The sequence below is a fragment of the Alteromonas sp. RKMC-009 genome, assembly GCF_003584565.2.
Classification (GTDB): Bacteria; Pseudomonadota; Gammaproteobacteria; order Enterobacterales; family Alteromonadaceae; genus Alteromonas.
The window spans coordinates 3,995,714-4,017,781 of record NZ_CP031010.1; the positions used below are offsets into that span (position 1 = coordinate 3,995,714).

General features: G+C 49.9%; 19 protein-coding genes. 10 read left to right on the forward strand and 9 right to left on the reverse strand.

Going from position 1 to position 22,068, the window contains the following annotated elements; genetic code table 11:
- The first annotated feature begins 2 nt into the window (after positions 1–2).
- On the forward strand, positions 3–1,352 hold the full coding sequence (locus DS731_RS17515; protein ID WP_119502539.1) for a mechanosensitive ion channel family protein: 1,350 nt from the start codon (positions 3–5) through the stop codon (positions 1,350–1,352).
- Between the two features lie 93 nt (positions 1,353–1,445).
- On the opposite strand, the gene DS731_RS17520 is transcribed toward DS731_RS17515, so the two are convergent.
- The gene (locus tag DS731_RS17520) at positions 1,446–1,637 is read right to left on the reverse strand and encodes a hypothetical protein (RefSeq protein WP_119503482.1); all 192 of its coding nucleotides are present in this window, start codon (positions 1,635–1,637) and stop codon (positions 1,446–1,448) included.
- A 368-nt stretch (positions 1,638–2,005) separates the two neighbouring features.
- On the opposite strand from DS731_RS17520, the gene DS731_RS17525 reads away from it, so the two are divergent.
- Together DS731_RS17525 and DS731_RS17530 are read left to right on the forward strand one after the other, a co-directional pair.
- Positions 2,006–2,806 carry a DUF2884 family protein gene (locus tag DS731_RS17525; protein ID WP_119502540.1) on the forward strand — a complete coding sequence of 267 codons (801 nt, stop codon included), beginning with the start codon at positions 2,006–2,008 and terminating at the stop codon, positions 2,804–2,806.
- A gap of 48 nt (positions 2,807–2,854) precedes the next feature.
- The gene (locus DS731_RS17530; RefSeq protein ID WP_119502541.1) at positions 2,855–3,700 is read left to right on the forward strand and encodes an NAD-dependent epimerase/dehydratase family protein; all 846 of its coding nucleotides are present in this window, start codon (positions 2,855–2,857) and stop codon (positions 3,698–3,700) included.
- A gap of 4 nt (positions 3,701–3,704) precedes the next feature.
- Here the strand turns inward: DS731_RS17530 and DS731_RS17535 are convergent, their stop codons facing one another.
- The 3 genes from DS731_RS17535 to DS731_RS17545 form a co-directional block, all read right to left on the reverse strand.
- Complete coding sequence (locus tag DS731_RS17535) at positions 3,705–5,126, reverse strand: sodium-dependent transporter (protein ID WP_119502542.1); 1,422 nt, start codon at positions 5,124–5,126, stop codon at positions 3,705–3,707.
- Positions 5,127–5,406: 280 nt separating this feature from the next.
- On the reverse strand, positions 5,407–6,141 hold the full coding sequence (locus DS731_RS17540; protein ID WP_119502543.1) for an SDR family NAD(P)-dependent oxidoreductase: 735 nt from the start codon (positions 6,139–6,141) through the stop codon (positions 5,407–5,409).
- A 1-nt stretch (position 6,142) separates the two neighbouring features.
- On the reverse strand, positions 6,143–6,538 hold the full coding sequence (locus DS731_RS17545) for a thiol-disulfide oxidoreductase DCC family protein (RefSeq protein WP_119502544.1): 396 nt from the start codon (positions 6,536–6,538) through the stop codon (positions 6,143–6,145).
- A 170-nt stretch (positions 6,539–6,708) separates the two neighbouring features.
- On the opposite strand from DS731_RS17545, the gene msrA reads away from it, so the two are divergent.
- Together msrA and dps are read left to right on the forward strand one after the other, a co-directional pair.
- On the forward strand, positions 6,709–7,245 hold the full coding sequence (msrA, locus tag DS731_RS17550) for a peptide-methionine (S)-S-oxide reductase MsrA (protein ID WP_119502545.1): 537 nt from the start codon (positions 6,709–6,711) through the stop codon (positions 7,243–7,245).
- Positions 7,246–7,510: 265 nt separating this feature from the next.
- The gene (gene dps / locus DS731_RS17555) at positions 7,511–8,023 is read left to right on the forward strand and encodes a DNA starvation/stationary phase protection protein Dps (protein WP_119502546.1); all 513 of its coding nucleotides are present in this window, start codon (positions 7,511–7,513) and stop codon (positions 8,021–8,023) included.
- Positions 8,024–8,095: 72 nt separating this feature from the next.
- Here the strand turns inward: dps and DS731_RS17560 are convergent, their stop codons facing one another.
- Positions 8,096–9,223 (reverse strand): hypothetical protein, encoded by a 1,128-nt coding sequence (locus DS731_RS17560; RefSeq protein ID WP_119502547.1) that lies wholly within the window; start codon positions 9,221–9,223, stop codon positions 8,096–8,098.
- 113 nt (positions 9,224–9,336) lie between these two features.
- On the opposite strand from DS731_RS17560, the gene DS731_RS17565 reads away from it, so the two are divergent.
- From DS731_RS17565 to DS731_RS17585, 5 genes are all read left to right on the forward strand, one after another.
- Positions 9,337–11,202: an alkaline phosphatase family protein gene (locus tag DS731_RS17565; RefSeq protein ID WP_119502548.1), complete on the forward strand. Its 1,866-nt coding sequence runs from the start codon at positions 9,337–9,339 to the stop codon at positions 11,200–11,202.
- Between the two features lie 10 nt (positions 11,203–11,212).
- Positions 11,213–11,752 (forward strand): flavodoxin FldB, encoded by a 540-nt coding sequence (gene fldB, locus DS731_RS17570; protein ID WP_119502549.1) that lies wholly within the window; start codon positions 11,213–11,215, stop codon positions 11,750–11,752.
- Positions 11,736–12,539 (forward strand): CLCA_X family protein, encoded by an 804-nt coding sequence (locus tag DS731_RS17575; RefSeq protein ID WP_119502550.1) that lies wholly within the window; start codon positions 11,736–11,738, stop codon positions 12,537–12,539. Before fldB ends, DS731_RS17575 begins: the two co-directional genes overlap by 17 nt.
- 141 nt (positions 12,540–12,680) lie before the next feature.
- On the forward strand, positions 12,681–13,088 hold the full coding sequence (locus tag DS731_RS17580; protein ID WP_119503483.1) for an ExbD/TolR family protein: 408 nt from the start codon (positions 12,681–12,683) through the stop codon (positions 13,086–13,088).
- A gap of 185 nt (positions 13,089–13,273) precedes the next feature.
- Positions 13,274–14,278 carry a choice-of-anchor A family protein gene (locus DS731_RS17585; protein ID WP_161599176.1) on the forward strand — a complete coding sequence of 335 codons (1,005 nt, stop codon included), beginning with the start codon at positions 13,274–13,276 and terminating at the stop codon, positions 14,276–14,278.
- On the opposite strand, the gene DS731_RS17590 is transcribed toward DS731_RS17585, so the two are convergent.
- From DS731_RS17590 to bcsA, 4 genes are read right to left on the reverse strand one after another with little or no spacing between them, the layout of a single operon-like run.
- Positions 14,258–16,561, reverse strand: coding sequence for a cellulose synthase subunit BcsC-related outer membrane protein (locus DS731_RS17590; protein WP_119502552.1), 2,304 nt, complete (start codon positions 16,559–16,561; stop codon positions 14,258–14,260). The genes DS731_RS17585 and DS731_RS17590 overlap by 21 nt on opposite strands.
- Positions 16,551–17,591 (reverse strand): glycosyl hydrolase family 8, encoded by a 1,041-nt coding sequence (locus DS731_RS17595; protein ID WP_161599177.1) that lies wholly within the window; start codon positions 17,589–17,591, stop codon positions 16,551–16,553. Before DS731_RS17595 ends, DS731_RS17590 begins: the two co-directional genes overlap by 11 nt.
- Positions 17,591–19,861, reverse strand: coding sequence for a cellulose biosynthesis cyclic di-GMP-binding regulatory protein BcsB (locus DS731_RS17600; RefSeq protein ID WP_119502554.1), 2,271 nt, complete (start codon positions 19,859–19,861; stop codon positions 17,591–17,593). Before DS731_RS17600 ends, DS731_RS17595 begins: the two co-directional genes overlap by 1 nt.
- Complete coding sequence (gene bcsA, locus DS731_RS17605; RefSeq protein ID WP_119502555.1) at positions 19,861–22,068, reverse strand: UDP-forming cellulose synthase catalytic subunit; 2,208 nt, start codon at positions 22,066–22,068, stop codon at positions 19,861–19,863. Before bcsA ends, DS731_RS17600 begins: the two co-directional genes overlap by 1 nt.

A 22,068-nucleotide genomic window follows, 5' to 3' on the forward strand; every position in this document is an offset into this window, starting at 1 on the left:
ACGTGCAGATTGCATCTTCAATCAGAGACACCTTTGTACACACTGTAAAAGACATATTTCCGGACCTCACCACAGATACCCTTTTATACAACACCCTTGCGATCTCCGGCATTCTGCTGGTCGCAGCGGTGTTTTATATTGTCAGTCGTATACTGCTGAAAGTGCAGATCGCCATGCTGGTGAAACGCAGTAAAAACAGCTGGGACGACGCATTACTGAATCACGGTTTCTTCCGGCGGTTAACGCACCTTGTTCCGGCCATTGTGATTTTTCTGCTGACGCCGGTACTTATCAATGAAGAAAACCTGTTACACGGGTTCATGATAAAAACCTCCATGCTGTACATGATGATTACAGCGCTTATCGGCTTATTTGCCTTGCTGAACACGATTCAGGATGTGTATAACGCATCTTATCTGGCCAAACGGGCATCAATAACCGGCTTCATTCAGGTCGCCAAACTCTTCTTCTCAGTCATCGTATTGTTGCTGTGTGTTTCACTGATTGTCGACAAGAACCCGCTGCTGATCATGTCAGGCCTGACTGCACTGGCCGCGGTACTGTTACTCATTTTCCGTGACACCATTTTAGGCTTTGTGGCAGGTATTCAGATTGCAGCGAACCGGATGTTTAACACCGGAGACTGGATCCAAATCACCAAATTTGAGGTGGACGGAGAAATACTGGAAATCGGTCTGACAAACGTGAAAGTGCAGAACTGGGACAAGACCATTTCTACGCTGCCCAGCTATTCACTGACAACAGAAGCGGTCAAGAACTGGCGGGGTATGCAGGAGTCAGGAGGGCGTCGGATCAAGCGCTCGGTTTACATCGATATTCATTCCATCAAACTTTGCGACAGTAAGATGATGGCCCGCTTCAGTAAGATTCGCTATATCTCAGAGTATATCGATAAGAAAGTAAAAGAACTGCAGGCGTACCACAAAGACTATTCCATTGATGAGTCCGATCTGCTGAACAGTCGCCGACTTACCAACATTGGCACTTTCCGCGCATATCTGGAAGCCTATTTACAGAAACACCCCAATATTAATCAGTCACTGACTTTGATGGTAAGACAAATGCCCCCTAACGAGCTGGGGTTACCACTGGAAGTTTACTGTTTCAGTGCGAAGAAAGAATGGGTTGCCTATGAGAAAGTTCAGGCAGATATCTTCGATCATATTATGGCAATGCTGCCCATGTTCGATTTACGGGCTTACCAGCGGGACAGCCATTTAATGCTGGCCAGTCACTATGACGATGCCCCGGAAGCCGTGTATGAAGGCAAAAGGGAATCAAAGGATAACGCGGACGGAGAAGAAAGTTCAGCGGGAGACCGTCCGCAATAGCAGAGACAGTTAAGGCTTGCCGTCACCGGCAAGCCTTAATCAATGGGAATATCTGAAAGGATTTTCCGGCGCAGAGTAAATCTGCCGGAAACATCAGGAAAGGGCGTATGCCATCAGTACGCAAACTACCAGGCCCGACACGCCGAAGAAACCATATTCAATTTTCTCCTGCATACCTTCCGCCCCGGCTTTAGCACTCATGAATCCCATGATAATACTGGACATACCCAGTACGAAAGCAATCAGGCCGGCGCCAAAACCAACAGCACTTATCCACTCACTCATCACATTACCCTTCACTGTTCTTTTCATTTTTAAACCTGCCTGTCGTACAGAGGACAAAGAGCAGGCTTTCAGTCTGCTTGTATTATGCAACAAAATCCTGAAAATGCGTAATTAATCATCACTCTGTGCAAGGTCTGTTTGATCCTGGTCAATTGCGCCACTTTATCGGAATTTACACTAATCCACAGAGTAAAAATGCGATCTCACTCTATTCAAAATATAAGCAAACCATTGATAAATAATAATTTTTAAAGTTGGCCTCAGGGTTGCTATATCAGCACAAACGTTACTGAATAATTCAGGCTGTTTACCGGAACATCACCCGCCGGACGAACAGCCGCAACCGACAGATTTAAAAAGGAAGAGACATGAAAACTTTAGCTGCCCTGACAATGACCGCTGCCCTCTGTGCATCACCCGCCTTCGCAGGCATGGACTCTGAGCACTGCGATATGAACCTGCAGGGCGATGTTAACTGGCAAAAAGGCGTACTGACGCTCTTTACGGCCAACGACGAGCATGTGGTAATTAATGGTTCAGGCCAGATGACTGTAAACAACCGCTCAGTGTCACTGACCAGCGAGCAGCAACAATGGGTGAATGACTATTACCACAACATTGAAACGGCAATTCCAATGACGCTGGAAATTACCTACGACGCACTGGAACTTGCCGGCAACTCCATCAATGAAGCCTTCGGTGAACTGCTGGGAGAGGACAACGGCATCGTGACGGATTTAAATGAAATGTTTGCCGGTTTGCGTACTGAAATGGACAGCCATTTTTATGATGCTGACGGTGAAGTGCGTATGAACAGTGAAGATTTCGAAGAAGATGGCTGGATTTCAGAACGCTGGGAAAACAAATTTGAAGATCAGGTAGAAAACATCATTGCCAATTCCACCGGTCGCCTGCTGATTGCTATCGGCAAGGCCATGCTAAGCGGTGACGAAGACTTTGATAACTTTGAACAACACATGGAGAACTGGGAAGAAGATTTCGAACAGCGTGTTGAGGCAAAATCTGCGGCTATCGAAAAACGCGCTGACGCCCTGTGTGAAGTGCTGAAAAAAGCCGATTACGCCGAGCTTAAAATGCAAAAACATATTCCGGGCCTGGAAAACCTGAATGTGCTGACCATCAACAGTGACTCTGATTTAAAGATGTAAAAAAACGTATCGTGCTACACTGCCGGAAACTTGTTTTCCGGCTTTTTTATGTCTGATATATCTGCAAACTCAATTCACTCCCTTAACCTCACACTGTGTGGTTGTGGCTGGCTGGGTCAGTTCCTGGTTGATGCATTGCCTGAAGCAACCATTACCGGTACCACCCGTTCACAGGAAAAGGCAGACGCGCTGCGCGAAAAAGGCGTGACCCCGGTGTTGTTCACGCTGGGTGATGATGCCACATCACTGATAAAACAGAGTGCTGACAACGCAGTAATACTGAATATTCCGCCGGGACGAAAAAAAGCGGTGGGTGATGACTTTACCCGCGCCATGACGGCTCTGGCGACTGACTTCCTGAACGCAGGGGCAAAGAAGCTTATTTTCATCAGCACCACTTCTGTGTTCGGGAATGCTGAAGGAGATCTGACAGTCAACGCCCCTGTAGCGCCGGCTACAGATTCAGGCAAAGTGCATTGTGATATCGAAAGGTTCTTACTGGCCGGGCAGGATCCCCGCGTTCATGTGGTTCGTCTGGCCGGACTGGTGGGAGGTTCCCGACATCCGGCAAAATTTCTGGCCGGAAAAGCACTGGATAAAGGCGAGCAGGCGGTTAACCTGGTGCATGTGTCTGATGTGGTTAACGCCCTGATTTGTATTCTGAAGGAAGATGACAGTACCTCAACCTTTCCCCCGTTGATGCAACTCTGCAGTCTGGTGCATCCCCGCAGGGATGACTACTACCGTTGGGCAGCAGAGGCTCTGGCGTTGCCTGCACCGCAATTCAGTGCTGAACATAATAATGCTGCAGACGGGAAGAAAATCTTCAGCAAGGACTGCTGGGAAGCTCTGGGACTGACGCCGGAATACGCCAGCCCCTTTGATATGCTTTGAACCGTTAGCCGAACAGGCTGTGACCGAAATACTTCACAGCCACGGTATTGATAAATACCAGCAACAAGATGACCGGAATGAAAGTGCCCACTGACACATCAACATACTTCTCGAAGAAGCTGCCTTTGTAATTCTCTGCACCTTCATCCAACGCTTTGTTGAAGTTATGTTTCTTCCAGCGATAGATAACGAAGATACAAATTAAGAAGCCGTTCAGCGGCAGAATGGTGTCGTAAAACACGTCATACACCACATCAAAGAACGATTTCTTCGCACCGGCATAGCTGACGAACTCAGTCAGAAACGCGTTGTAACCGAACGACAGTGCACACAGCACCGCAAGCACAACCATCAAAACACCCAGTACAAACAGTGCAGGCTTCCGCCCCATGTCTTTCTCGTCCATCAGCGCTGCCACAGGCACTTCAAAAATCGATACCAGTGAGGTGATAGCCGCAAAAAACACCTGCAGGAAGAAAATCGCTGCCACAATGCTGGCGCCAACGTAGCCAATGGAGTCCTGCAAAGCGAGGAATATCTTAGGCAAGAACGTGAAAATCATACCGATTGACGATTCGCTGAGTTCGTCCGGATTGGTATTCGGATCGAATGAGAAAATCGCCGGCAAAATCATCAGGCCTGCCGTAAACGCCACTGCCGTATCAGTCAGGGCCACCAGCTTGGCAGACCCGGGCACATCAGCACGCTTATCGATATAGCTGCCGTAGGTGATCATGATCCCCATACCCAGTGACAGGGAGAAGAATGCCTGAGACAGCGCTCCGTTAATCACCGATGCATTGATTTTAGAAAAATCTGGCACCAGGTAGAACTCTACGCCTTTCATGGCGTTGTCCTGCATAAGTACGAAGCCCACCAGCAACAGCAGCATGATAAACAATGTTGGCATCAGCAGCTTAGCAGCTTTCTCGATACCTTCTTTGACACCACCCTGCAAAATCAGATAAACCACAGCCACAACACCGGCCATGTAGACAAAGATTTTTTCGCTGTTTATAAAAGTGCCGAAGGTATCCGGGTTAGCCAGAATATCTAAATCACCGGTGATGATTTCGTACAGATAGCCGAATATCCACACCGTGATCACCAGATAAAACACAGCAATCATAAACGGCGTAATAATCGATAACCAGCCGGCCAGCTTCCAGTGCGTGGCGTTATTACTCAAATCCCGGTATGCACCTAAGGGGTCTTTTCTGGCATGACGGCCCACTGACATTTCTGCCAGCATTACCGGCAAACAGATAGCCACAACGAAAATGGCGTACATCAGCAAGAAAGCACCACCGCCATTTTTTGCAGCGCCCACCGGGAACCCTACCAGGTTACCGATACCTACCGCAGACCCGGCTGCGGCTAGAATGAATCCGATGCGCGATCCGAACTGTTCTCTCGCCCCGCTCATATCATCTTTCCTCTTCACTTATTGTTATAATCGGGTGGTGATGATTTTATATTCTTCCAACGAAGATTATTGTCGTTCACACGTGCGACAACCGGATTACCCTAAGTCATTCCGGCTGTCACCTTCCCCACACTACCTGCACTTTTAGCTGTGCCTGGGCAGTTATATCGTTGTCATTTTCACGCGGATATAAGGGCGAATAGTATCAGCGTCCCTGCCGAATGTCCCGTATTTGAGCGCTGGAATGGCCTGTTCCGGCCCGGTTCAGTGTAGTGATCTCTTACCAGGGAACGGGTTTGTGCGCCCAGTCGATGAAATGCGGATTATTTTCCGGCGTCGCTTTGTCAATGAAATCAAGTAACTGTGAAGCAGTAAAGGCAGGCGTAAAGAGTTTTCCCTCAGGTACGTTGCCCTGAAATGGTTCTGACAGCGCACTGTCCACTGTGCCCGGATGATAGCTGATAAGTACCGTATTCTTACTCCGGCGGGAAAATTCTGCGGCGGCGGTTTTCAGCATCATATTCAGTGCCGCCTTTGAGGCCCGGTAGCCATACCAGCCGCCCAGTCTGTTATCACTGATGCTTCCAACCCGGGCGCTTAAGCATGCAATGGTACTTCTCTCTTTATCCAGCACATTCACCAGTGCTTTCAGCCAGATTGCCGGTACCACAGTATTCACCGAAAAGTATGCCAGCAGTTTGTCCGCACTGATGTCTTCGATTTTCTTTTCAGGACTCACCGCTGTCCCGCATGCGTCGCCATGCAAGACCCCGGCGGTACAAATGACTGTCGAAAATACGATGCCACAAGTTTTCTGTTCAGCCGTCCATTGCAATACAGCTTCTTCATTTGCAGACTCCAGCGTGATTGCTGTCACGTTGTCGGCTTCAAAACTCTGCTGGTGTTGCCTTGCAACGGCAAATATACGGCTTTTAGGCTCCCTGGTGGCCAGTGCTTCTGTCACTGCCCGCCCGATAGCACCACCGGCGCCAACAATGAGGTGAGTATGTGCCATATTATTTGTCCGTCCTGTAACCGCACAGTCCATCATCACAGGTCCGGCGGCGGCCGGTGAGCAGATAGGAAATGGTATAACGGTTTCTGGCGAAAAGGTTGTAGGCCATGTCAGCAACAATGCGGATCACCGGCCAGCGAAGAGGCGCGTAAAGCCAGCCCCGCCCCACAGCCTGCCAGGCTGCGTGGGTAGCGTCCAGTCCGGTAACCATTTCACCGTTATCCAGTTCTACGTGAATTCTGGCATCCAGTTGTGCTTTGTCCAGCCCTGGATAATGCTCACTGAAGGCAGGATCCTGAATATCTACCAGTTGGATCCTGTCATGCTGATCACGCTTTTTGATATGAGACATTTCAGCACAACATAATGGGCAGTAACTGTCATAGAAGATTTTCATGATTTCTCCGTTTAACGGGGCCTGAACCACCGCCGGCCCGATGTACCACTTTACTTGTATAATAGTACGCGGTTGCACATCATTCAGAGATTAAAAAAGCGTAACATGAGGTTGAAGTCAGCGACTAACGTAACCACATTACAGGAAATCTGATAACAGGAGCTTTAATAATGGCAACGACAGAAACTGCGACACTCGGCGGAGGATGCTTCTGGTGTATTGAATCGGCATTCAACAGTGTGGAAGGCGTAATAAGCGCTATTTCCGGATATGCCGGCGGACACGTTGAAAATCCTTCCTATGAGGCCGTTTGTAAAAAAGATACCGGGCATGCTGAAGTCGTGCGGGTTGAATTTGATCCGGCCAGCATTTCTTACCGTGAAATCCTCGAAATATTCTTTGCTTTGCATAATCCCACGCAAGTTGACCGTCAGGGGAACGACACTGGCCCGCAATATCGCAGCGCAATCTTTTATCATTCCGAAAGCCAGCGGGATGAGGCACAGAAAATTATTCAGGAAATTAATGACGATCAGATCTGGCCGGACCCCGTCGTCACTGAGGTAACGGAAGTTAATAATTACTATCCGGCAGAAGACTACCACCAGAATTACTTTAAAAATAATCCGCAGAATCAATACTGCGCCATGGTAGTGGCACCTAAGCTGGCTAAGTTTAAAAAGACGTTTGCTGCCAGATTGCGTTAACTCTGCATCCCGGCACATTCATTTATCAGGCAGCCTTCAGGGCTGCTTTTTTTTGCACAATTTACAGATGTCTGCATGTTTTTCTTACCCGCCTGCCGTTTTGCCTCTGTCACGATCCGTTAAAAATCCTCTGCAGCCCGCTTTCTAAAAGGCGAAAAGAGAAAAATGTTACAGCCGGTACGTGGTTTGCAGCTGTTAATTCACTAACTTAAAGGCTGCCCGCTCAGAGAGTCTGCAGCCGTAAACGACTAAAGCAGGAGAAATCATGAGTAAGAGTAATGTTGCTGCATTTACTGCACCGGGTATGAAAAAAGACGCTGCTAAAAAAGCTGTTGCTGTGCTTGAACAACGTCTGGTGGCACTGCTGGATTTACAGCTTACACTGAAGCATATTCACTGGAACGTGGTTGGCCCGAATTTTATCGGTGTGCATGAAATGCTGGACCCGCAGGTCGATGCCGTGCGCGATATGACAGATACCATTGCAGAACGGATTGCTACCCTTGGCGGAGTACCTCACGGTACGCCTAAAGCGATTGTTGAAGGTCGTTCATGGGACGATTACAAGATTGGCAAAGCACTGGTCACTGATCACCTGGTAGCGCTGGATGCCGTGTACAATGGCGTAAATGGCGACCACCGTAAGGCTATTGAAGAACTGGAAGAGCTGGATCCTGTATCAGAAGATATGATTACCGGCCAGCTGGCTGACCTTGAACAATTCCAGTGGTTCGTAAGAGCGCACATTGAATCTGCCAGTGGTGAACTGAAAAGTTAAAAAGCTTAAACACGTTGGACTTATTAATCAGGGTAGTGCCGCAGGACGCGGTACTGCTTTTTTATTTGTTACTCAGTTAAACCATGCCGGATCTAACGGTAACGAAAACAGCAAAGGTGCCATCGCTTCATAACGGGCTTTGTTACTATCACACTGAATGTTCTTCAGATAGTTTTCCTTCCAGGGATCGTTAACCAGATAAAGTGTGTCTCCCAGAACCGTTAAACCTTCTATGGATGCATTGTCCATCCGCTCTTCCGAACTGCAGTTATCACCTGATGCCGGAGCGGTGAAATGTAACGGGATGCGTTTTGTTTCTTTTTCAGGATCAGTACTGATCACCCACAATTCATTATCATTACGCGCAGAAGCCAGCAAGTAACCCTGTTCACCTTCCCCGGTATACCATGCCAGACCATTCAGGGGATGATTTCCGCTATCAAAAACAGGTACAGCGAGTCCGGGATCCTCCACCGGCGCAAAATCTGTGGTATCCCAGAAGTCGTCATTCAGGGTTAATGAAAAGATACGGGGCTGTCCCGCTGCGTCCTTTTCCAGTCCGAGATACAGAGTGTTATCTGCGCTCATCGCCAGTCCCTCAATGCCGTCGTTGGGATAGTCCCCCACTTTCAGAGACAGCGGAAATTGCAGCGGCCTGACACCTGTCATTGTGGTGCCGAACTCATGGCGCTCAAGCCGCACCAGCAATGACGGATAATCTGTCGAACCGGTATTCTGATAACGCTGCTGGCATCGTACCGACAATGCGCCGGTGCGGGTGGCATCTTCGGTTACGGTATAGAAAACGCCTGGCTGAGCGGGATCAGCGACCAGCGCCTCAAGATCAGGCGCATCTGCAAGATAACCTGAAAAACAACTGCGTCTGACAGTAGTGCCAATACGCATTTTTTCTTCATCACTGGTTACCGTGGCTGTTTGAGGGTCAATAAAATGCAACCGGCGCTGCATATCAGTGCCGGCACTGGCATCAGACAAGGACACCAATTTTCCTTCCCACACGGTAAGGGCAGATGTTTGCGGATCGGCCATTACATTCCCGCTTTCATCTTTTATCCACGTGCCCTTAGCCTCCATCGAGGTGACTTTAGTAGCCGTGGTGACTTCAACTTGCTCCGGCGCTTCGCTGCATGCACCCAGTGCAAATACCGCCACACCGGCCAGGCCAATAATTTGTTTCATTCTTTTCCTTTAACCCGTTGAAGAATTGCGAAATAATTTAAAACGTTTATGAGTATATCACTGTAAGAAACTCACCCGCGAATCTCATCAAAACACAGGAGCTTTACATCGTCATGTCATCTTTACCACTGGTAGTGGCGGGGCCGGTTCTCAGGCACACCCACTCACAGGGCTTCACACTTTGGCTTGTTACCAGTGAACGGGTTGATGCACAACTGATATGTAATCAGCAGCAGACAGAATGCGCTCAGCATACTGTACAGGCCGGTGAACGGGCCTTCGTGACTTTGCTGGAAGCCAACCTGGCTTCACCACTCACCGCCGGCAGTTTAAACGAATACGAACTGCGGTTTGCATCGCAGGACCAGCAAAGTCAGTGGGATAATGAAAAGCAAACAGTGCTGTTTGAAGGGCAATCAGCCCTGTCTTTTTACTGGCAACCGGCACTGACAAACGTATTACACGGCTCCTGCCGGAAACCACATCATGATGAAAAAGATGCCCTTACCCGTGTTCACGGATTAATTGAAGAGGAATTCAAAGGCGGTGTCTGCCGGCCGGACATGCTGCTGCTGACAGGGGATCAGGTATACAGCGACGATGTCGCCGGTCCAATGCTTCAGGCGATACAACAAGTCATTACTGCGCTGGGGCTTTTCGGTGAATCCCTTGAAGGCGCAGTGGTGGACCACAGTGATGCACTGGCCTCTCACTCACTGAATTACTATCAGCGGGACGAAATCCTCCCCAAAATAGCCATGAACACGGCACTGTCGAAGCTATTTTTCGGCGCCAAGAAAAAACCGGTGTTTACTTCAGTGAATGCAAAAAACCATTTGATTTCATTTTCAGAAATCATGGCCATGTATATCCTGGTGTGGTCGCCGGCGATGTGGCGCGACATCAAATTTTCAGACAGTGACATCCCTGAACCCTACAAAGCTCAGTTTAATCAGGAACTTACAGTGATTCAGGCTTTCGCAGCCACCTTGCCGGAAGTACGCCGTTCCCTGGCACACCTGCCGGTCTATATGATATTCGATGATCACGACGTGACCGATGACTGGAATCTGACCCGTGGATGGGAGCAGGAAGTGTATGGTCACCCCCTGTCAAAACGTATGGTGGGCAATGCACTGATGGGTTACTGGCTTTGCCAGGGCTGGGGTAACCAGCCGGATAAGTTTACAGACATTCTGGAAACTGCTGCCGGCGTTTTCACTCCCGCCGGCCTGAATGAACATGATGCTTTCATTGATACGCTGCTGGATTTTGAAGAATGGCACTACACCCTGGAGACGTCACCGCCGGTGTATGTGATGGATACCCGAACCCGCCGGTGGCGCTCTGAGTCCAGTCTGAATAAGCCATCCGGTTTGATGGACTGGGAAGCACTTTGCGAATTCCAGCAGGCATTAATTGGAAAGGAAGCGGTGATTGTGGTGTCTGCCGCACCCATTTACGGCGTAAAGATGATTGAAGCCATCCAGAAAGTATTTACGTTTTTTGGCAAAGCCCTCACCGTAGATGCGGAAAACTGGATGGCCCACCGTGGCACGGCAAATGTCATTCTGAATATTTTCCGCCATTATAAAACGCCGCCGGAATTTATTATTTTGTCCGGCGATGTGCACTACTCTTTCGTGTATGATGTGCGCCTGCGGTTCCGCCGGAACAGCCCCCATATCACCCAGTTTACCTGCAGCGGTATTAAAAATGCGTTTCCTGAAGGACTATTGCGCTGGCTGGAAAGATTAAACCGGTGGTTTTATGGTCATAAATCGCCGCTTAACGTGTTTACACGGCGCCGGAATATGTCGGTGAGATCGCGCTCTCCCGGTGGCATCGACGGTAAAACCTTGTTGAACCGCTCTGCAATCGGCCAGCTTGTTTTACACAAGAATGACACCACTGTAATTTGCAAAGCGTTGTGCAGTAACGGGGATACGGTAGAATTCCCGCCCCGGAAAGAAGAATAGAGGTAAAAGAATGAGCGATGAAGCCCTGTCCATCGGTTTGTTTTATGGTTCCACCACCTGTTATACCGAAATGGCAGCCGAAAAAATTCAGGCTCAGCTGAACAGTATTTTTGATGCGCAGGTCGTCAGCGTTTTTAATATCAAAGATACTGCGCTGCAACAGGCAGAAGCTTTCGACATTCTTATATTCGGCATCTCCACCTGGGACTTTGGTGAGCTGCAGGAAGACTGGGAGTCCAGTTGGGAAGACGTGCACAAGCTGAACCTGGCCGGTAAAACTGTTGCCCTGTTCGGACTGGGTGATCAGTTCGGCTATGCCGACTGGTTCCAGGATGCGCTGGGCATGCTGCACGAAGCCCTTGAGCCGTCAGGTTGCCGCTTTATCGGTTTCTGGCCCAATCAGGGCTATGAGTTTGCCGAATCAAAGGGACTGACGGAAGATAAGTCACAATTCGTCGGCCTTAGCCTCGACGATGAAAATCAATTTGATCAAACCGATGAGCGCATCAACACCTGGTGCCTTCAGCTGTTAGATGAACTCGCCGGCTAACGCCTCTTCAGGCAGACTCCACCGCGAGTTCTACCGCAACGGTCCATCCCACCGCGACGGTGCGGACGTCAGCTTTAATGACATCCGCAAGTTATTTAATTTCTCTGCAATTACCATTGGCAAATGGGTCACGGCTGAAGAACAGCAGCTTGCTGCCAATTTGTTCTTCGATGCCCTGTACGATCTGATCGAAATATTACAAATAAACGAACAGGTGATCTCGCTGAACGGCACATTATCACTGGCGTTTGGCAGTGGCGGCCAGAAACACGCCAGCGCCCACTATAACAGTGCTAAGCGGCAACTGGCTCTGGCAAAGAACGCCGGTGGCGGCGCACTTGCGCACGAATGGTTTCATGCCTTCGATCACTACATTGCATCCCGCGTTTTTAGCGATCTGCCGCCGGGATCATTTGCTTCCAAAGCCTGGCTGGACAGCGCGCCAATGCGTGCTCACCCCTTGAATGATAAGCTCTGCGAGTGTTTTCAGGTTATGTTTCTGAACGATCAAAAAGCCCCGAATGATTATCTTTTGCGATCAATAGAGGCTGATCGCGCGTTAAAAATGTATTACTATGCTATGCCACAAGAGATGGCGGCGCGGGCATTCGAAGCTTGTATTCAGGATCATCCCGTGAAGAATGCGTTTCTTGTGCAGGGAACAAAAAAGTCTGCTGAGGCTAGACTTGGTATTTATCCTCATGGTAATTTGCGTAAACAGCTTAATGATGCATTAATGTTGTATTTTTACCAGTTGGGTAAGGCCCTGACTAAAAAATCATCGTAATAATATAACTCACCGGTGATTTTGGCTAAAAAGCCAGCAACAAGTGTTAAGAATGGTGTCTGTTTATTACAAAATGCTACCAGTTTTGATAACAAACAGTATACTAGGGTGCTCGAACTTAAAGAGAAGAATGACTACGAGATGAAAAGAAAAAAGCATACCAGTGCCGATGACGAGGCTCAGATTGACATGACCCCCATGTTGGACATCGTGTTCATCATGTTGATCTTCTTCATTGTTACCACCTCTTTCGTGAAAGAGAAAGGTCTGGACGTAAACCGTCCTGATGACAGCCAGGCAAACAACAACAAGCCTTCTAAATCATTGTCTATCCGTATTGACGCGAATGGCGTGATCACAATGGGTGGCCGTGAAGTTGATATCCGTCGTGTTGTTGCGAACGCGCAAACGTTCCTTGCAGAAAACAACACTGACTCTGCAGCGATTCAGGCAGAAGAAAATACTGAACACGGTATCGTTGTTGAAGTAATGAACCAGGTTAAAATTGCAGGTATCGAAAAAGTATCTGTTCTGGTGAAAGAATCCTGATCATCAGTATTTCTTTTCTATCAAATTAAAAACGCGGCTTATGCCGCGTTTTTTGCATCAGTATTGTTCAACATACCTTCCTTTGCTGGTGTTGACCGGCCAATTAACATACAATCTTTACGTTATCTTTATTCATGCCTGAAATCATAAAAGGGAAGTATTCGGGCAAGCTTAGCGGAGCGTTTATGCGTCATTTACGTTTAAAACATCTTTTCATCGGATTGTTATTCGGCAGCCAACTGGCCAGTGCCGCGCCTGTGTATCTGAATGAAGCTTTTGATTTCAACGCGTACATCATGGAAAACATGACAGGCACTCAGTCTGATGTAGAGGGTACGCTGGCTGTAGGTGGCGACTTAAACCTGCAGCACTATGGTATTGGTCTCGAACTGCCGGAAAATGGTCAACAAAACACCCTTACAGTGGGCGGCAACGTCACAATGCGGGATGCCCGTATTTACAATGGTGATGCCGTAGCCGGTGGCACCATTGATATCGACAGTTCTGTTGGCCTGTATGGCGTTAATGCAACCAATAATACGCACAGTTTTTATAATGACAGCTCCTTTGATTTCACCAGTATCAATCAGGATCTGCTGACCACGTCATCATTGTGGGGCGCTTTGTCAGACAATGCTACCACCACGGTAACCGGTAACGGCACAGACGTGTGGAGTATCAGCTTTGATGGCAACAGCGATTTTAACGTGTTCTCTATTGATGCCTCGACCCTGTCTGCAGCAAACAAAAGCATTTATCTGAACGTTGATACAGACAGCTACAACATTATCAATGTGACCGGTACAGATGTATCTCTGTTTAATACCGGTTTTTATGGCGCAGACGGCAGTAAGATTGCAGATAATCAGCCGGGGGTTTACCGTCACGACGGTACGTACGCGAATAATGTGTTATTTAACTTTGTTGATGCCACATCACTGACCCTGAACGCCATTGGTTTTAAAGGCAGTATTCTGGCTCCGTTGGCAGACACCGTGTTCTATGACGGGCATATTGATGGCAACTTTATTGTGAAAAGCCTGACATCGCCTGTGGGCACGCTGACAGGCCAGATCAATAACTACCAGTTCGGTAACTTTACAGTCAGCGAGCCTGGTGGCGCGTTGTTTTTCGTCATCCTAATGGCATTTGGTCTCCGTCAGTATTTATTAAAAAGCAAAGCCTTTTAATTCCACAGACGACCCTATCAGTGTTTCGCTGGTTACGCCCTTTCGCGGGGCGGCATACCAGCGAAGCTCAATACCAGCATACGTTGCCTGATACGCCACAGCATGTGAGCGGCTGACATAACCCGCCAGCGACCAGTGATTCCCAAACAGATACTGACCTTCAAGCAGCAACTCACCGTTGACGCCTGACACATTGGTTGACGGTAACACCGTGACTGAGTCCTCAGTTAACGGAAAACGCGGCCCGCCATCCTGTTTGATAGAAGACCAGCCAAGACTGAAACGGCCTCTTAACTGCCACAATTTACCTTCAGCGGTCAGAAGGTCAGTGCTGACCCCGGTACTGAAGAATCCCTGCGGACTGAAATAGCCGCCATGTCCGGCCGTAAAACCGCTTAAATCGTGATCGTACTGCTGCCAGCCGAGATACGGTGCCACGCGGAAATAGTCCAGCCAGTCTTTCTTATCGCCGGATAATTCTCTGCTAACTTCAACCCGCAGGCTCTGCATGGTGTTATCCTTCACCTGCTCCCCGTCAAGCATAGCGGTTTCTGCTGACAAAGATGCTGACCACACATCGTTCAAGGCCACTACACCCAGTCCACGCAGACCTGATTGCATAACACCGCCCCACGCTGCGCTACTGTCACGTGATGAGGTATCAAACCAGGTGCCGGTTTGACTGAGAACACTGTCTTTTCTGCGTTCTCTGTAAGCCAGACCTGATACTAAGAAATCAGCCTGATACCAGGTAGCCCCTAAGGCACCGGTCAGACGGGTAGAGACAGGTTGATCAAGCAGCAAGTACCCGGCCTGACCGTACCAGGTCCAGTCCTGCTCCTGACGGGCTAAGAAAACATCGATGCCCTGCCCGGCCTGCTTTGCCTCACCGGCAAAGTCAGCATCAGACAAGCCAGTCCCAAACCAGCTGCCGGCATCCGGTGTCCCGCTGAACACCTGTTCATGACGCACGCTGACATCGACACGGGTATCTTTATAGACATCAGTGAAGCCGGTATAACCGGCATGCTCGTCAAGATGACCAAGCCCCCTTTCACCGCTACGGTGACGGGCTGATAAGCCGGCATAAACCTGCACATCGCCGGCGGTGGATTCTTTTGCCGGATTTGCATTGTAACGGTCAGCCAGGTCGAACTGTTTTCTCCCGAATGCTTGTCCGCCTTCCTGACTGCTGATAAACGTGGCAATAAAGGGATACTTTGCTGACAGCGGCATCAGCGCTTCGGCATCGTAATCAAAACTATGAATAACGGCAGACTGAACCTCTTCGTCAGCCGGGGAGTCTGCCAGCACAGACAGAAACACCTTCGAAGCGGCCGCTTTATTACCGCTTTCATCCAGTGCCCAGCCGTACAGCATTTCCTGGTCACGGCTGAGAAGGTTACGCTCTTTGAGGGATTCTGCAGCACGGATGCTGGCTGCATAATCTTTCGCTTCCCATGCAGCAGTTTGCTGTGAAGACAATCCGTCACGGCACCATGTTGTTAATTCAGTCGTGGCAGGAGTAGTACAAGCCAGTGCAAGTGCGTCTTCACTGTGTCCCTGCCCGTCCAGGCTCAATACCTCACCGTAACGGTTACCGGTTATCCTGAATAAAGATCCCGAGCGGGTAAACTCACCGGCATCAAAAGCCTGCCAGGCAGCACCGTTTATCAGTGCGGCAACTTGCTGCGGCCATGCATCATAAAGCGCTTGCAACCCGTTAAGATCGTCTGCAGCCATGGCCTGAAAGCTGAGTGCATCCACAGCCGCACCAATGGCATCTTTTTTCTGTCCGGCACTGCCTTCACTGACCAGAGAGAACAGAGTCATGGCTTCGTTATATTGCTGCCTGGCCATGTAAATCCAACCGGTCAGTAACAAGTCCGCGTCATTGCGTTTGCTGTTAGCGATGGTTGCAGCACGGGACACTGCAACGACAGAAAGCCTCTGCCACTGCTTTTCTTTCATCGCTGCCAGCCGGCCCATAAATACCGCATCGGGGTCTTCTTTAACGGTCTCTTTTTTCCTTTCGACAGGGACCACCGGCTTTACCGGTTTATTCAGCAAGCTGATAGCCTGCTTAAGAGATTCTTCCGGCTGCCAGTCAGGATAACGGTTTTGTAAACGCTGATATTCGGCGTTTGCCAGCGCCACCTGCTTATGTTTAATGTGATACCACACGCCGGTCAGATCCGGCGCTTCAGCCGCTTGAAGGGGCGCATTCAGGCCCAGAGTCGTCAGTACTGCTACGGTTAAAAGTGACAACCGCTTAACTGCCATGCCGGTTTCCTTCTTGAATTGCCAGACGGCTCAGCATAATGAGACTTGCTGAATAGTAATCAAGCTCATCGTTAAGGGTAAATACACCGGCGGCGTTATCCCCCTTCACAGACTCATCATAAAGCTGTGCCGTCGCGGCACTTGCCGCTTTCATGCCCGGTGTCAGGGGATATTCTGCCACCGCACCGGTAAGTAAGTTTTTGGTTGCCGGTGCAGCGGGATCTGACCAGTAATCCAGAAAAGGTTTCGCTACCTGCTTATCGATATTTTGCCAGCCAAGTTGCAACGGAATGCGACAGGCATTGAACCCGAACTCAGGGTTTACTACACCGTCAAGACTGATGCCGTCGTCTGTCACTCTTAACCAGTCCGGGGTTAATGACCACTGGTTATTACTCTGCTGTATCAGTGAAATGCCGGATACGGCCAGATCGTCCCAGGTTTCATCGCCGGTAGCATCAGCGGCAGCATTCAGCGCCGGAAATACCCAGTAGGATAAATTCACCTGCACGTCGCCGTTGGGGTAAATAAAACCATTTTCCCCCGGCAGCAACAGCACGTAAGGATGCTTAGCCACGACCATAGTGGCCCTTACAGCCTCCAGAATCGCCATGGCTGATTTACGGTACACCGGTTCCTGCCATTTATCTGCCGCTTTAATTAACGCCCAGGCGATAAGTAAATCCCCGTCCGAGGCGTTATTGGGATCATCCACACAGGTTCTGTCCTGTTGAGGACACGGCGTATACCGCCAGCTGAACAGCTTATCGGCCCGCTGTAAGGTAGTGGCTGTCCACTGCCATAATTCGTCAAACCGTGCCTTGTCGTCAGCCGCTACGGCGAACAACATACCGTACCCCTGCCCTTCACTATGAGACACATTGTTGTTACCGGTGTCGATAATACGACCCTGGTCGTAAAATCTGGCCGCGTAGGTGTCCCAGGCGAGGGCGAACTCACTTTTGCGGGCAGGTGAGCAAGCAGTCATCAGCACCACCACAGAGAATAAAACAAAGCCAAACCGTCTCATCACCATTGGTCCTGCATCTTGTTATTCCGGCGGCGCAGCAACCAGTAAGCAATGAATGAACAGAACAGCACCAGCACAATAAACGCAATTAGCCAATACCAGGGATGGTTCGACAACCACATGCGGGTTTGCAGCCAGCTATCTTCAAATTCTCCGACCACGTAAACATCGGCAACCTGCATCACCAGCGCCGGCTGGTCAGGGTTTTCCCAGGCAAAGAAGTCTCCCCCCAGTTGCCCCCAGATGGACGGTGAAATCAGATCCTGCACACGGTCATTGAGTTGTGAGGGCGTATCAGCGGCCATCATAAATATTGTGCCGGTACCGTCACTCTGCGGGTTCTTTTGAGCAATCAGGACTGCCAGATCGCCCAGCCCGCTTTGCTGCACCGTCACACCATGCATAATCAGATTCTTATGCTGTTTGTCTTCTGCCGCTTCCCGCAGACGGTTGTGCAGCATGTTTTGCAGGCGGTAGGGCCACTTTTTGACATTCTCCAGCGACGCACCAAACGCAGTGGCATAACCCTCCGGTACAGAGTCCGGTGTGGTCATCAAAAATGCAGTATCAGTAGTCGTGCCGGGCACGCCTTCAATAACGTGAATATCGGGAAGCAGCGTACCCGCTGTCTGCGCCAGTTTACCGGCCAGTGTCAGTGCACCACCGGTCATGTCCGGCCGGGTCACGTAAATATCCGCAGACTTGCGCACAACAGATGCCATGGGGTAAGCGGTTTCTCCAAACAAGCGCAGATCAGGCTGCTTGGCAACATGCCCCGCTTCCGGCAGCTCGATACGACTGTCAGGTAACAACTGGAAGTAAAGATGACGCCCTGCCACATCATCACACACCACATCAGTAATAGGTGCACGCATCGCCACGTCGAAATCGAGACGGTTGCGGCCTCCTTTCAGGTGCCTTGCAGGCACATTTAACTGATACTTGCGGAAGGAATCACCATTGGGATTTGATAACGGCAATCCATGCACCAGTTTGCCGTTTATCAGCACATTCATCATTGAACCCTGACCAAACTCAGCACCGTAGGCAAAATCCAGCAACAAGGTTACCGTGGCATTTTCAGGCACATAGAAATCCGCCGGTAAATTGAATTCAACACGCTTGGTAGTAGCAGTTTCTCCGCGGTATTCCGCACCACCGTCGCCCATATCCTGAAATGAGTAACTTTCCCCGGGCGTCAGGGTGTCGGCCACCAGCGGTACCTGATTGCTGGCAGTCTGGAAGCCGTCAATAAGAATAAAGGGATCCGGATTCAGTGCATCATCCATCAGAGCCAGTGTGGTTGCAGCACGCTGCACCTGCCCCTCATTTGTACCGGACACAATCAGGCGCTGCCGCGCCGGCACCAGCACCTTGTCATCCACCACAATGGCGGGTGTGGACTCGATACCTAAATATGCATCTCCGATTTGATTGAAGGTTTGCTCAGATAAAAACGGACGCAAAGAAGACGCCGTTCCCACTACCACATGTAAAGCTTCCTTCGACCTGTTATCAAGATAAAAACTGCTGATGCGATAGCGTTCCGCCTGTTCATCACTCCACGGCGTCAGATCATCTCTGGCCGGCAGCGCACGGGTATTGTCCAGCACGCCATGGCGGATTGCCAGATTCTGATAATCTGCACGTAGCGCCAGCGCCTGAGCAACCAATGGCAATGCAGTGGTGAGAGTAGATTGTTCAGCTCCGGACGCAGTAAACAATGTGACGCCCTGTTGCCGGCCGATACCGGGATTAAACCGGTTCTTTAAATCAGCCAGCACGGCCGGGCCATTAACTGCCGAAGTTTCTACAGACAGCACCGAACGGTATAAATCGATTTCACTCCACAGTTCCGGCGCGGCGTTATCAACACACTGATTGGCATAATGCTGACTCACAGCAAACGTCAGGGTATTGAATCCTTCACGCCAGAGCTCAGCAGGAATATCAATTTCAGGACGGAAATTCGGCGCATTAGGATCCAGCGCAATCTGACTGATGGTGGCATTGTTAAACCGGACCGCCAGAACCGAACGCTGCCGGATGAGAGCGATAGAATTCACCGCCCGCATGTCCAGTGTGGCTTTCTCCACCTTCAGACCACCGGACAATGGCACAGATAATTCAAATTCCGCCACTGCCCCTTCCATTCTCAATGTACTGTCACCTGCATACAAATCAGACAGTCGCACTTTGTGGGTTTCTGCTGCTATTGCCTGACTCAGCAGACTCAGGCCAAATAACAGGACGAAAACCATTTTTTTCATTATGTGCTTCCTTTAGCTGTGCGCATCTTTTGCCAGTAGCGGCGGCTGTTCAGATACAAATGCTGAAATGCCGGTCTGACACTTACCCTCAGTACATGTTTAACACCGAACCAGTAGGACACCGGACGGGTTCTGCGACGCTGGAAACTCTGCCAGCGCCGGCTGTCGCCCAGAACAAAACGGACGATCTGGTCAATATTACCTTCGTCCTGAACAAACTGAAATCGTACAAATTTATTGTCAGGAGATACAGACAGCACCTGACACGGCAGGCGGATCTTGCCTAAGTCCCCTTCTCTGTCTGTGATCAGCGTCACTTTTTCCGGCAATCCGGCAGTGTCGCCGCTCAGCCTGAGCTTTGCGCCCCCCAGAGACAAATCTATCAGGTGACCGGTCCAGGCATTTCCATCAGAGCCGATAAGGCTGATGTAATCATTGGCCGGCAACCGGGCCTGTTCCCGCACTTGCTTACGCTCTACCAGCACACCCATTACACTGACAAGCAACAACAGATTAAATGCGTTCCAACCCAACACCACGGCGGTGAGTTCACGGGTAAGGGGTTCATTTACCATTTTCACCACACCGGCTACCATGGCAACGCCCACCAGCAACAGCAATGCATAAAATACACCGGAAAGAGGTGAAATAAAGGTTTGAGTCAGGTTCTCCCCTTTCGGAGTCACAACAAAGGACGGCGCCCGGGGATTCCTGAACACTTTAGTAAGTGCCCTGAGAGTAAAAATGCACTGCAGGATCTCGTAAAGCTCTGATACCAGCGGCCACCGGGTCTTACCGAACAACATGGTGGAAAGCATGTAAGTCGTAATGACGTGGGGCATGGTGTAAGCCATGATCTCAGTCATGGAGGCGTGATAAACCTGCATGCCGAAAACCAGATAGGCCAGCGGCATTAAAAGAAAAATAATACGTGCGAAGGGAAACAGCCAGAACAGAATTGAGCTCATATAGCCCATACGCTGATGCCAGCTCAGCTTCTTTTCCTTAAACGGCTTTTTCAGCAACAGGATCTGTGTCATACCCTGCGCCCAGCGCATACGCTGCGTCACAAAAGCGTCGAAAGTTTCCGGCGCCAGACCGCTGACCATCGGGCGGTCTACATAAACGGACTCGTAACCCATGGCGTGCAAATCGAAAGCGGTCTCAGCATCCTCTGTGATCGACTCTCCGGACAACCCTCCGACCATTTCAAGGTGACTACGCCGGAGTACCGCCGCAGAGCCACAGAAGAAGGAGGCTGACCAGAAATCCAGCCCCCGCTGAATGGTGCCGTAAAACATGTCGTTTTCTGAAGGCATTCTGCTGAATGCAGAGAAATAGTTCCGCTCCACCGGGTCGGGGTTCGCCATAAAGTGTGGCGTTTGTACCAGAAAAACTTTTTCGTTTTCCACCAGCCAGGGCACGGTATGATCAAGAAAATCCATGGTCGGCACATGGTCAGCATCCAGCACAACGATGAGTTCACCATTGGTTTCCAGCAGAGCATCGTTGATGTTTCCGGCTTTAGCATGATGATTCAGTTTGCGGGCATGATAATGTACGCCAAGCCGTTCACACATGGCCGACAGTTCAGCTTTGCGTGCCCCGGCGCGGTTTGCCGCCGCGACATCCTGCTGCGTGATTTTCTGCTCTGTACTGCCATCGTCAAGGAGATGCACAGCCAGTTTTTCCTGCGGATACTTCAACATCAGCGCCGCGCGCAGGGTCACCTCCAGCAGTTCCGCAGGCTCATTGTAAGTGGGAATAAGCACATCAACGGTGGGTAACTTTTCTTCAGGAATATTGCGGATGGTTTTGAGAGGACGGCTCAATGGCAACGAATTCACAATACATCCCATTACATGGGTAATGCCGGCGTAAATTTCAGCCAGATAAAGCAACCATACAGCCACCAGCGACAAAACGTCTGTTGCCGTAAGGGTATACAGCCCGCGCCAGATCAGGTACCGGACAGTAAGCGCCAGGCCGAGGAAAATAGCCACCATGCGAAAAAACTGCTGATACTTGTGATAGGCCCGTGACTCCTGGGAACAGAGATGCACGGCAATAAGGAGTACGACGGAAACCAGTAACTGAGACCAGGCATCCATAGGCACCAGTAACAGCAAACCCAGCAGGCTTAAACCGGCAATAAAAACAATCACCAGCCCCCCGGAACGGGAACCGGAAACAGAATTTGAAAACAA